Source organism: Eubacterium multiforme, assembly GCF_030813415.1.
Lineage (GTDB): Bacteria > Bacillota > Clostridia > Clostridiales > Clostridiaceae > Clostridium > Clostridium multiforme.
The window spans coordinates 31,825-43,736 of record NZ_JAUSUF010000017.1 but is presented as its reverse complement, the minus strand read 5'-3'; the positions used below and the strand labels follow the sequence as shown (position 1 = coordinate 43,736).

11 protein-coding genes are annotated in these 11,912 nt (G+C 25.6%); 10 read left to right on the top strand and 1 reads right to left on the bottom strand.

What is annotated here, in order from left to right:
* Positions 1 to 326 precede the first annotated feature (326 nt).
* The gene (locus J2S18_RS15090) at positions 327 to 2,021 is read left to right on the top strand and encodes an oleate hydratase (protein ID WP_307488061.1); all 1,695 of its coding nucleotides are present in this window, start codon (positions 327 to 329) and stop codon (positions 2,019 to 2,021) included.
* A 105-nt stretch (positions 2,022 to 2,126) separates the two neighbouring features.
* Here the strand turns inward: J2S18_RS15090 and J2S18_RS15085 are convergent, their stop codons facing one another.
* Positions 2,127 to 2,651, bottom strand: a complete 525-nt coding sequence (locus tag J2S18_RS15085) for a hypothetical protein (RefSeq protein WP_307488060.1) — start codon at positions 2,649 to 2,651, stop codon at positions 2,127 to 2,129.
* A gap of 240 nt (positions 2,652 to 2,891) precedes the next feature.
* On the opposite strand from J2S18_RS15085, the gene J2S18_RS15080 reads away from it, so the two are divergent.
* The 9 genes from J2S18_RS15080 to J2S18_RS15040 all read left to right on the top strand — a co-directional run bounded on the left by J2S18_RS15080 (position 2,892) and on the right by J2S18_RS15040 (position 11,874).
* A complete protein-coding gene (locus J2S18_RS15080; protein WP_307488058.1) occupies positions 2,892 to 3,662 on the top strand; it encodes a DUF2087 domain-containing protein in 771 nt (256 codons plus the stop codon).
* Positions 3,663 to 3,900: 238 nt separating this feature from the next.
* Entirely contained in the window at positions 3,901 to 5,802 is a 1,902-nt protein-coding gene (locus J2S18_RS15075) for a BglG family transcription antiterminator (protein WP_307488056.1), read from the top strand.
* A gap of 12 nt (positions 5,803 to 5,814) precedes the next feature.
* On the top strand, positions 5,815 to 6,147 hold the full coding sequence (locus J2S18_RS15070; protein ID WP_307488055.1) for a PTS sugar transporter subunit IIA: 333 nt from the start codon (positions 5,815 to 5,817) through the stop codon (positions 6,145 to 6,147).
* Positions 6,144 to 6,461, top strand: coding sequence for a PTS sugar transporter subunit IIB (locus J2S18_RS15065; RefSeq protein WP_307488054.1), 318 nt, complete (start codon positions 6,144 to 6,146; stop codon positions 6,459 to 6,461). The genes J2S18_RS15070 and J2S18_RS15065 overlap by 4 nt, the downstream gene beginning before the upstream one ends.
* Entirely contained in the window at positions 6,454 to 7,512 is a 1,059-nt protein-coding gene (locus J2S18_RS15060) for a tyrosine-protein phosphatase (protein WP_307488052.1), read from the top strand. The genes J2S18_RS15065 and J2S18_RS15060 overlap by 8 nt, the downstream gene beginning before the upstream one ends.
* Positions 7,513 to 7,533: 21 nt before the next feature.
* On the top strand, positions 7,534 to 8,841 hold the full coding sequence (locus tag J2S18_RS15055) for a PTS sugar transporter subunit IIC (protein ID WP_307488051.1): 1,308 nt from the start codon (positions 7,534 to 7,536) through the stop codon (positions 8,839 to 8,841).
* Positions 8,842 to 8,866: 25 nt separating this feature from the next.
* Positions 8,867 to 9,169 (top strand): PTS sugar transporter subunit IIB, encoded by a 303-nt coding sequence (locus J2S18_RS15050; protein WP_307488050.1) that lies wholly within the window; start codon positions 8,867 to 8,869, stop codon positions 9,167 to 9,169.
* Positions 9,170 to 9,213: 44 nt separating this feature from the next.
* Complete coding sequence (locus J2S18_RS15045; RefSeq protein WP_307488048.1) at positions 9,214 to 9,531, top strand: PTS lactose/cellobiose transporter subunit IIA; 318 nt, start codon at positions 9,214 to 9,216, stop codon at positions 9,529 to 9,531.
* A 285-nt stretch (positions 9,532 to 9,816) separates the two neighbouring features.
* Entirely contained in the window at positions 9,817 to 11,874 is a 2,058-nt protein-coding gene (locus tag J2S18_RS15040) for a BglG family transcription antiterminator (RefSeq protein ID WP_307488046.1), read from the top strand.
* Positions 11,875 to 11,912 lie beyond the last annotated feature (38 nt).

Sequence of the window (11,912 nt, the reverse complement as noted above, 5' to 3'; positions counted from 1 at the left end):
AAAATCTTTATAGTATATTATTCCAAATTAACCAACTCATCATACAAAAAAAGAGTAGTTAAATTTGTTTATTACACAAATATAACTACTCTCCCGATTAGAACGAATGATGACAGGAGTAATTTATACTATACTTAAGAGAAATGAAGAAAAGTGAAGGAAAAGACATATAAACACTTTACACCATATTAATTGCCTATAAAAGTTTCACAATTATATATTTTTATGTAATTTCTATACATTTTAAAATATTTGTTTATTGTATTATTTCTTTTAAAAAGCTATTCTATAATCAAATAATTTAAAAGAAATTTGAGGTGTTTTATATGGGAAATTACGAAAAATTTAATCCAGTTGCACCAAAAAACATTGATGCAAGAAAAGCTTATTTAATTGGAGGTGGAATTGCTTCTTTATCAGCAGCAGCATTTTTAATTAGAGATGCTCATATGCCAGGTAAAAACATACATATTTTAGAAGAATCTAAAATATATGGAGGTTCTATGGATGGTGCTGGAAGCCCAGAAAAAGGTTATTCAGCAAGAGGTGGAAGAGAAATTGAAGAACATTTTGAATGTTTTATGGAACTATTTAGTTTTATTCCATCATTAACTGATAAAAATAGAAGCGTATTAGATGAATTCCATGAATTAAATATAAAAGAGCCAATTGAATCACATTGCCGTTTAGTCCATAATCAAGGAGAAAAAGCTGATTTTTCATCTTTAGGACTATCAAATGAAAATGCAATGGAACTTGCAAAACTTCATATGCTTACAGAAGAAGCCCTTGGAAATAAAAAAGTTGAAGAATATTTTTCAAAATCATTTTTTGAAACAAACTTTTGGTATTTCTGGTCATCTATGTTTGCCTTTGAACCATGGCATAGTGTTGTAGAATTAAAACACTATATGGAAAGATTTATGCATTTAATTGGAGGAATGAATAGATTAAAAGGAATTCTTCATACTGAATATAATCAATATGATTCTTTAATTCTTCCACTAATTACATGGCTTAAAGAAAAGGATGTATGTTTTGAAACAGGATGGAAAGTTACAGATATAGATTTTGATTTTTCAAATAATGAAAAAGTTGCAACAGTTATTCATTATGTAGAAAATGGTGAAGAAAAGAAGATTAATGTAAAAGAAGATGATTTAGTATTATTTACAAATGGATCAATGACAGAAAATACTGAAAAGGGTGATTTAAATAATAAAGCAAATCTTAATCGTTCAGAGGATAAAGGATGCTTTAGTGTATGGAAAAAGTTAGCTAAAAAGTTACCTGATTTTGGACATCCAGATGTTTTCTGTGAAGATATTGATAAAACAAAATGGTTATCTTTCACAGTTACATTAAAGGATGATGATATTGTATTCCCTTATCTAGTTAATCTTACAGGTGATGAGTCAGGAATGGGTGGACTTGTAACAATAAAAGATTCAAGTTGGTTTATGAGCTGGGTTATTCCAAAGGATCCTCATTTTATTAATCAACCTGAAAATGTTAAAGTATTATGGGCATATGCTTTAAGACTTGATGTAAAAGGAGATTATATTCATAAAACATTATCAGATTGTACAGGAAAAGAAATGTTTGAAGAACTTTTATATCATATGGGATTAAAAGATAAGATACCAGAAATTCTAAAACATACAGTTAATGTAATTCCAAGTATGATGCCATATATTACTTCTCAATTTATGCCTCGTGTAAAAGGAGATAGACCAGAAGTAATTCCAAAAGGAAGTAAAAACTTTGGATTTATAGGACAATATACAGAAATAACAAATGATTGTGTATTTACTGTAGAATATTCAATTAGAACTGCAATGATGGCAGTTTATGGCTTAATGAAACTTGGTAAAAAGGTAGATCCTGTATATCCAGGTCAATATGATATTCGTGTTTTATCTAATGCTGCGAAGACTTGTCTTGGATTGAATAATTTACTATTAAAGGAGATACCAATAGGTGAGCTTTTGAAAAATACAGAGCTTTTAAAACTTTTATAATAAGTTATGCTTTAAGTGAGTGTTTTTTAGCTAGACTTTTAGAGCTAAGTAAAATAATAAATTTAATAGAAGAGACTGCTTTATATTTTTAAGGCAGTCTCTTTTTTAAGAATCAAATTCATAAACATATATTAAATTATTATCTTTATCTAAAACAGAAACAATATAATTAAAAGGAATATCATAATTGTCCTTATCATCTGGATACATTTCTTTATATTTATTTTTATAATAATATAATCCATGTTTAATATTTTTAGGAATTTTTTTACCACTACCTAAAGTTCCATAGTGTATATTATTATAATCCCCACCATATAAAAGTGGAATGGCTATTTTATTTTCTATAGGAAGTGATTTCCACTCTTTAGATTCTGAAGCCTTTTTATATAATGTATCAAAATCATCTTTAGGAACTTTTATTTTTGTAAAATAATCTCCATCTCCATGGAATCCACCATGAGTATCTATTTTTTCTTCATATATTGCTGATTTTGGTATAGTTAAACCACCTAAAAGACTTTTTTCATAATTTATTTCCATAACTTTTGAGGATATTTCTATTCCTAAAAGAATTATTACAATAATTATAATTGTTATTTTAAGTTTTTTATGTTTAATTTTAATCACCAACTTTTTATTTAAAAATTTCATTTATGATTATAGCATATTTTTATGCAAGAATTTATTTATAAAATTAATTAAATAATTAAATAAGTTAATAATAAATATTTTACAAAAATGTATAAAATATTGAATGTGAGTTGAAGTTTATAAACAAAAATAAATAAAGTTTATTAATATATAGACAAATTAAGCTATATAGCATAAAATTAAAATAGAGATAAATATAAAAGGAGTGTTTAGGGTATGAGTAAAAATAATAAAGAATTATTTTGGGATGCAACAATTGATGAAGTTAAAAAAGGATTTATAGAAGAAGAAGAGTGTTATAAATGTATTATTTGTGAGAAAGAATTTACAAAGGGGAGAATATATGAGATAGACTCTATACTTTATGATGCAGAAAAAGCAACTAAACTTCATATAGAAAAGATTCATAAATCACCACTACATTATTTACTTGAAATGAATAATACTTTTACTGGTATATCAGAAATTCAAAGAGAAGTATTAATGTTAATGGCTTCAGGATTAACTGATAAAGAAATTGCTATTAAGTTAGGAGTTGCACAATCAACTATAAGAAATCATAGGTTTAAATTAAGAGAAAAGGAAAAACAAGCAAGATTATTTTTAGCAATGATGGAGCTTTTATCTAGTAAAGCAAAGAGAAATATAAATATATTAGAGAAGGATACTTTATGTGATGCCCATAAAACAGCTACTACATTAGATGATAGGTATAACATTACAGATAAGGAAAGAGAAAGTACAATCAAAAATTATATGGATGAAAATGGAGCCATAAAGACTTATCCATCTAAAGAGAAAAAGAAAATAATAATCTTATCTGAAGTTATTAAGAACTTTTCAGCTGGAAAGAAATATTCGGAAAAAGAAATAAACAGGATTTTAAAAAGGATATATGAGGACTATGCAACTATTAGAAGAGCTTTAGTTGAGTATGGATTTATTGAACGTGCTGATGATTGTAGTGCTTATTGGGTAAAAGAATAAATTCAAAAATATAGAATATAAATTTAAAAAATTACTTATTAAGAGGAGCCTACAGACCTATATAAAATTAATATTAGTTTAAAATATATCCTAATATAAAAAGTACTACTTTAAAAAATAAATTGTTTTTTAGTAGTGCTTTTTTTATGGAGAGTCTATAAAATTTCCTCTAGATATAAGAAATTTTATAAATTGAAAATGTTTAACTTGGCTGATAGAATGAATTCGAGGTGGATAAATGAAAGAAAAAAAGATACTGTGTAAACTAATGGAATGTAAAAATCCTATATCTAGTAAAGAATTATCTTATTTAATAAAAATGAGCTCAAAATCTACAATGAAAGTACTTAAATGGCTATCTAAAGAGATTGAAGACTATGGAGCTATTATAGAGGCAAAAAGAGGAGCTGGATACAAGTTAAAAATTAAAAATAAGATCTTGTTTGAAAAGTTTATTACAGAATTTTTATCAGAAGATAATAATTCTACAAATTTTGAAGCACAAGATTCAAGAGTAAATTATTTAATAAATAAATTCCTAGAAAGTAATAAATATATAAAAGTAAGTGATTTAATTTCTGAAATGTTTATTTCAAGATCTCAAGTTTTCAAAGATTTAAAGTATGTAAAAAGTTTTATAAAGAGCTATGGATTAGCTTTAGAAAATAAACCTCATTATGGATTGAGAATTAAAGGGGATGAATTTCATTATAGGAGATGTTTAGCCAGTATTTATATGAAAAAAAATAATCAAGTTATAAATGAAATTGAAGAAAAAAATAATAAATTTCACCAAGATATGAAGAAAATAAAAATTATAATTTCAAACATATTGCAAAATGATACATATAGAATATCAGATGTTTTTGAAGAACGGCTGGTAGCACATTTATATACTACTGTAATAAGAATAAAAAGAGGCTATATTATACCTGAAAATAAAGAAATTTTAGATATTCAAAAAAGAGAAAAAGAATATGAATTAGCATGTAAGATAGGGAAAATGCTAGAAAAAGAATTTAATTTGGAATTCACCGAACAAGAATGTGGTTTTATAGCAGTACATTTATCAAGTAAATCTATGAATGATGAAAAAAATATATTAAATATACCTCCGGAAGCTAATGACTTAGTAGATGAAATGCTTATAAAAATTAAAAAAGAAAAGGACATTGATTTAAGGAATAATTTAGATTTGAGAATACTTTTAGCATTACATATTGTACCTTTAAAAACAAGAATAAGGTATAAAATGCCACTTAAAAATCTATTATTAAGTGAAATAAAAACAAAATTTTTAGCAGCTTATGAAATAGCTATTTGTGCAACAACTTTAATAAATAATAAATATGATATTAATTTATCAGAGGATGAAATTGGATATTTTGCATTACATTTTCAAGTAGCATTATCAAAATCATTAAATGAAATAAAAAAGAAAAACATAGTTATTGTATGTTCGTCAGGAAGAGGAAGCTCACAATTATTAAAATATAAATTTATGTTAAATTTTGAGAAATATATAGAATCTATATTAATTTGTAATGCAAATGAGATAAATTATATTAATTTAAATAACGTTGATTATGTATTTAGTACAATACCTGTACAATGTCATTTGCCTGTATTTCAAATAAACCATTTTTTAGAGAATAGTGATATGAAAAAAATAGAAAGAATTTTACTAAACAAAAACAGTGAAAAAGATGTATTAAAGTATTTTCCTAATAATTTGTTTTTAGGAGAGATAGATTTTAATTCTAAAGAAGAAGTATTAGAATACATGGTTAATACACTTAGAAAAGTTAAGAATATACCAGAGAATTTTTTAGAAGAAATATTGAATAGAGAGGAATTTGCAACAACTGATTTAAGTAGCAATGTAGCATTTCCACATCCTCAAAAAGCTTTAACTGATGAAACTTTTGTAGTAGTAGCTATATTAAAAAAACCTATATTTTGGGGAAAAAATAAAATTCAAGTAGTATTTTTAGCATCTATTGAAAAAGGTGAAATAAAGGATTTAGAAAGATTTTATAAATCTATTTCAATAATCATGTGTAGTAACAAATATATAAATGAATTAATAAAAAAACCTGAAATAAAAACATTAAATAAAATATTAAATGAAGTGAATTAGAAAGGATTAGCTATGGAAAAGTACTCACAAAGTTTTAAATTAATTTTACATGCAGGAATTTCTAAAAGCAAATCCGCGGAAGCTATAACTTTAAGTAAATCAAGTGAATTTTTAAAAGCAGAATTAATATTAGAAGAGGCAAAAAAAGAGTTAATATTAGCGCATAAGGCACAGCAAGATTTAATGAATTTAGAAATAGAAGGTAAAGATTTAAATCTAAACATGTTATTAATACATGCACAAGATCATATATGTGGAGCTGAAATGTATATAAATTTTGCAATGGAAACTTTAGAACTTAGGAAAGAAATTCTTAATTTAAGGAAGGAGTTTAAAAAGCTATGAGAATAATGTTAGTTTGTGCAGGTGGAATGTCCACAAGTATATTAGTTTTAAAGATGCAAGAAGCTTGCAAAAAACAAAATATAAAAAATGAAATTTGGGCAATCGATTATTGTTCAATAAAAAGATATGTTGGTAAAGTTGATATAGTTTTGATTGCACCACAAATTGCAAATTATATATCAGATATACAACATATAATGAAGAAAGAGACAAAAGTATACAAAATAGAAGAACAAGCCTATGGGTTAATGAATGGGGAAAAAATTTTAGAAAGTGCTATGAAAAAGTACGAAATGGAGAAAGATTGTGAATAGTATAGAATTTATTGAAATAAAGGAGATAGAAGAAGGGCATATTTCTATTGAATACAAAGGGGAATATTTAGGAACAGTAAAAATATATTATGGAAAAACACCTTCTGTGGATTTAGATGATAAAAAACTTATAGCAACAATGAATTCAAATGAAATTGTAATAAAAAATCCAAATAAAAAAATAAGAGGCTATTATGTTTTAGTGTTAGAAGATGATAAAAAATATTTAGCTGCAAAAAGATTGGTAAATTTAAATGGAACAACTAATTTTAGAGATATAGGTGGTTATTTAACTGAAAGTGGAAAAAGAGTTAAATGGGGAAAAATTTATAGATCAGATCAATTATCAGATTTGGATTGTGAGGATATAAAATTTGTAGAAAAGCTTGGAATAAAGACTATAGTTGATTTTAGAAGCAAAGCAGAAGCAAATGCAGCTATAAATAAAGAAATAAAGGGAACAAAAACTTATTCTTTAGATCCAAATGCAAAAGTAGCACAATTAGCAGCAGGTTCTGTAGATGATAATAACAATAAAAATAAAACTACAATGGAATTATTAAAAACAAATGAATTTAACGCTAAGGCTTATGGAAATCCAAAAGAAAATATGCTTAAAGAGTATAGAAAATTTATAAATTCAAAAGAGGCAAAAAAAGCTTATAGAAGCCTTATGGATATTATATGTGATGAAAATAATTTACCACTTGTGCAGCATTGTAGAGGAGGTAAAGACAGAACAGGGTTTGGAGTTGCTATTATACTATTAGCTTTAGGAGTAAGTGAAGAGGAAATAATAAAAGATTATGAACTTACAACTATATATAGAGGGCTTCGCAATGAGAGGCAAATGGATAAATATAGGCAATATACAGATGATGCCGAAATACTAGAATTATTATCTACAATGCAGCAATCTAAGGGTGAATATATGAGAGAAGCTATAAATGAAATTAAAAAAGCATATGGAACAGTTGATAATTATTTAGAAAGAGTGCTTGGATTAGATAAAATAAAGAAAGAAAAATTAAGGGAAAAATTACTTTACTAAAGAATAAGGGGGAATTAATAAATGAGGTTTCAAGAAAAATTAGACAAACTGAATAAGGTTATGACAAAGGTGCAAACAAATAAATATTTACAAGCTTTATCAAATGGTATGATGTCATTATTACCAATAATGGTAATAGGTTCTGTTGCGGCATTATTAGGAAAATTAAATATAGGACCATATCAAAATTTTATTAAAAGTATGGGGATAGCAAATGCTTTAAATGTATGCTTTACAATGACAATGAGTTTGATGGGACTTTATGTTGCATTTTTAATAGGTAGTAAATTAGCAGAACTTTATGAAGAAGATGCTACTCTTGCAGGAATGATAAGCGTAATGGCATTCTTAATTGTAACTCCAATTTCAGTCTTTGGTAAAACAAAAGCTATAGATATTACGTATTTAGGATCAAGAGGATTGTTTGTTGGAATGATTACAGCATTAATTGCAACACGAATATATGTTTTTGCAATTAAGAAGAACTTAACTATAAAAATGCCAGCGACTGTTCCACCAGTTGTTAGTAAAACATTTGCAGCATTAATACCAGCAGTCATAGTAGCTATAGTATTTATGTTTATAAACAGTTTGTTTGGAATGACTTCTTATGGTAATGCACATACAGCTTTATTTGCAGTACTTCAAAAGCCACTTCAATCACTTGGATCTAATTTAGGAACAGTAGTATTACTTGTAGCATTAATGGAAATTCTATGGTTCTTTGGGATTCATGGAAGTAATGTTGTAAATCCAATTTTATTAACAGTATTTTATTCAATGGATATAGCAAATATGGAAGCATATCAAGCAGGTGCAACAATGTTACCATATATAATAACTGTATCATTTATTCAAAATCAAAAAGGTCCACGTAATTTAGCATTAGCAATATTATTATCATTTAAAGCTAAAAGCGAACATTTAAAAACCGTAGGTAAACTTGGAATAGTTCCAGCTTTCTTTGGAATAAGCGAACCATTAAAATTTGGATTGCCAATGATACTTAATCCAGTAATTGGTATACCTATGATACTAACACCAGTTGCAAGTATAACTTTATCATATTTTGCAACAGTAATAGGATTTTTGCCTAGAGCAAATGGGGTTAGTGTCCCAGCAGGTACTCCAGAACTTTTAAGACCTTTATTTACATCTGGAATAAGAGGAGTAATATTTGCATTATTTTTATTAGTTGTTTGTATGGTTATATATTATCCATTTGTTATGGCTTTTGATAAACAAAAATTAAAAGAAGAAGAAAAACTTAGAATAAAGGAAGAGAAAGAATTTAAAGCAAAAGAATTAAATATAGCAATAGAAGAATAAATACATGCAGAAGGAGAGATTTAATATGAGAAAAATAGTTTTATTATGTGCAGCAGGCATGTCAACTAGTATGTTAGTAGTAAAAATGCAAGAAGCAGCTAAAGAAATTGGATATAAGGTAGAAATAGAAGCTAATGCAATATCAAATGTAGTAAATGCAACAAGAGGTGCAGATATAGTTTTATTAGGGCCTCAAGTGCGATTTAATTTAGATAATGTGAAAGATAAATGTAAAGGTATTCCAGTTGAAGCTATAGATATGGTAGCTTATGGAATGCTAGATGGAAAAGCTGTAATTAATCATGTTAAGAAAGTTTTAGAGGATTAAACTTTTAAGAGGTTATTACAATATACAGAAGGGCAGGATGAAAAATGGACGAAAAGATTGTAATGGATTCAATGGAGCTTATATTAAATTCAGGGAATGGAAAAACCCTAGCAATTGAAGCTGTTAAAAGTTTAATTAAAGATAATAATATAGAGGAAGCAAGAAAAAAATTAAAAGAAGCAGAAAATGAAATTGGAAAGGCTCATAATATACAAACAGGCTTTCTTCATAAAGAAATGTCTGGAGAAAATTTAGAAAAATCAATATTATTAATACATGCTCAAGATCATTTTATGAATGCAATGACTATTAAAGATATGGCAGTGATAATGGTAGATATGTATGAAAAATTAAATAAATAAACAGAAGTTAAAGAGAAAATACTTAATTTAAAAGTATTTTCTTTTTTAATTTAAAAAATTTGTGATTTAGAAAGGAATTTTTTTAGTAATATTTTTAAGTTTAAAAAATAATAAGCAAATAAATAGATGAAACTTTTTGAAAAAATAAATGACGAAACCTTCCATGAAAGATTTTTTTTCTATATGATACAATAAATTACATGGAATAAAAGGTAAAAAAAATTTACAATCCTTTGTAATTGTTTACAAAAAGCTTTCAAATTACAATATAAGTAGGTGGTAGATATGTATATAAACAGTGGAGTTTTGAAAGTATTAGACTACATAAAAGAAAACAATAAAACATCAATAAAAGAAGTTTCTAATAAATTAGATTTATCAGAAAGAGTTGTTAGGTATGACATTGATATAATAAATTTTTTATTTGATATGTATGGATTACCTGAAATAAAAAAATTGCCAAAGGGGGGATTATTAGCTGAGGAATCAATAAAGTTAAGTAAAAAGATTAATGAGATAAAAAAATTAAATAAATATACAAAGTCAGAAAGAATAAGTTTTATAAAAGCAAAAATTCTTGTAGAAGGTTCTGTAAATCTATCTTCATTAGCAAGACTTTTAAAGGTTAGCAGAACAGCTATAAGAGGAGATATTATATCCATATCAGAGGAACTAAAAAAAGATGAAATATTTATAAAAGACAATAAAATAATTCAAGAAGAAGAGTATATTAGAAAAATAATTATGAAAGATTGTTCAAAGGAAATTTATGAATCACAATACAATAGATTTAGTATTAATGATAAAAATTTAATGATAGATTATTTTGATGAAAATCTAATTAATCTAGACAAAAAAAGGCTAAAGAGCTATGTAGATAATATAATAAATAAATTAGAGTGTGATAATCCAAATAGTTGTAGACCAATAATTATTTATATATTAGTTTCATATTTAAGAATAAAGAATAATCATATTATAGTTAATTTTAAAAGAGAAAATTTTGTAAAAACTACAAATGAATATAAGGTATTAAAAAATTATATATCAGAGTTAGAAAAAATATTAGGAATTGAATATGGCAATAAAGAAATTATGGCATTAGCAGAATATGTTCAAGGAATAATATCTTGCAAGACTAATACCTATGTATTAAAAAATTGGATAGACATAGTACTAGAAATAAAAAAATTAGTAAATAAAGTTAGTAGATATACAGGAGTAGATTTAACTAATGATGAGCCTCTTATGATAGGACTTATAAATCACATTAATCCTTTAATCTACAGATTAAGAAATAACATAAAATTAGAAAATGAAATTTATATGGATGTTATAGAACCATATGAAGACATATTTGATAAAGTAAAGCTGTTTCTTAAAGATTTAGAAGTGTTAATTGATAGGCAAATTGATAATTCGGAAATTGCTCTTATAACATTACACTTCTTAGCAGCAATTGAGAGAAATAAAAAGATTAGTCCTATAAAGAAAAAAGTTTTATTAGTTTGTGGAGGCGGCTATGGCACATCAAAATTAATAGCTAATCAAATAACAGATTTATATAATGTGGACATTGTAGATATTATATCATATTCAACATTCATTCAATATGATATAGATGGAATAGATACAGTTATAACAACTTTAAATATAAGTAATGAAGTTGAAAAAGAATATAAATTACCAATAATAAAAGTTAGTCCATTTTTAACAATTAAAGATCAAAAAAAGCTTGCAAAAAATTTTAAGAAGAATGGTTTCAATAAGAATAAATTATATAAGATATTAGATATAGTAAATGAAAACGCAATAATTAAAGATGAGAGTAGCTTAATAGATAAGCTTAAAAGTGAATTATTTAATAAAGAAAAGATTGAAAGCAATAAAGAAAAGCTAAATCTAATAGACTTTATAAGTTTAGATAAAATTAAAATTTTTGAAGGTTTTGAAAATTGGAGAGATGGTATAAAAGAATGTGGAAATATTTTAGTTGAATCTGGTGATATAAAAAAGGAATATATAAAGGAAATAATTGATATTGCAGAAAGTTATGGAGTTCACTTTGTCTTGGAAAATAAAATAGCAGTTCCACATGGTGAAGTTAAAAATAATGTTATAAATTCAGCTATTAGTGTTATATATTCTAAAAATCCAGTTAAATTTGATGGAGGAAAGGAAGCAAAAATATTTTTCTTTCTTGCAGCAGAAAATACCAAAGATCATCTAAAAAGTATTGAAGATATAACAGGATTAGTTAATAATGAAAAATTTTTTAAGGATTTAGAATTAATAGAGAAAAAAGAAGACATATATGAATTAATATTAAAACATACAAGATAAAAATTTTCAGTATGTAAACGTAATAATAGATAGGTGGT

Coding starts and splice junctions, on each gene's coding strand:
- J2S18_RS15090 (WP_307488061.1), top strand. CDS start 327: ATGGGAAATTACGAAAAATTTAATCCAGTTGCACCAAAAAACATTGAT.
- J2S18_RS15080 (WP_307488058.1), top strand. CDS start 2,892: ATGAGTAAAAATAATAAAGAATTATTTTGGGATGCAACAATTGATGAA.
- J2S18_RS15075 (WP_307488056.1), top strand. CDS start 3,901: ATGAAAGAAAAAAAGATACTGTGTAAACTAATGGAATGTAAAAATCCT.
- J2S18_RS15070 (WP_307488055.1), top strand. CDS start 5,815: ATGGAAAAGTACTCACAAAGTTTTAAATTAATTTTACATGCAGGAATT.
- J2S18_RS15065 (WP_307488054.1), top strand. CDS start 6,144: ATGAGAATAATGTTAGTTTGTGCAGGTGGAATGTCCACAAGTATATTA.
- J2S18_RS15055 (WP_307488051.1), top strand. CDS start 7,534: ATGAGGTTTCAAGAAAAATTAGACAAACTGAATAAGGTTATGACAAAG.
- J2S18_RS15050 (WP_307488050.1), top strand. CDS start 8,867: ATGAGAAAAATAGTTTTATTATGTGCAGCAGGCATGTCAACTAGTATG.
- J2S18_RS15045 (WP_307488048.1), top strand. CDS start 9,214: ATGGACGAAAAGATTGTAATGGATTCAATGGAGCTTATATTAAATTCA.
- J2S18_RS15040 (WP_307488046.1), top strand. CDS start 9,817: ATGTATATAAACAGTGGAGTTTTGAAAGTATTAGACTACATAAAAGAA.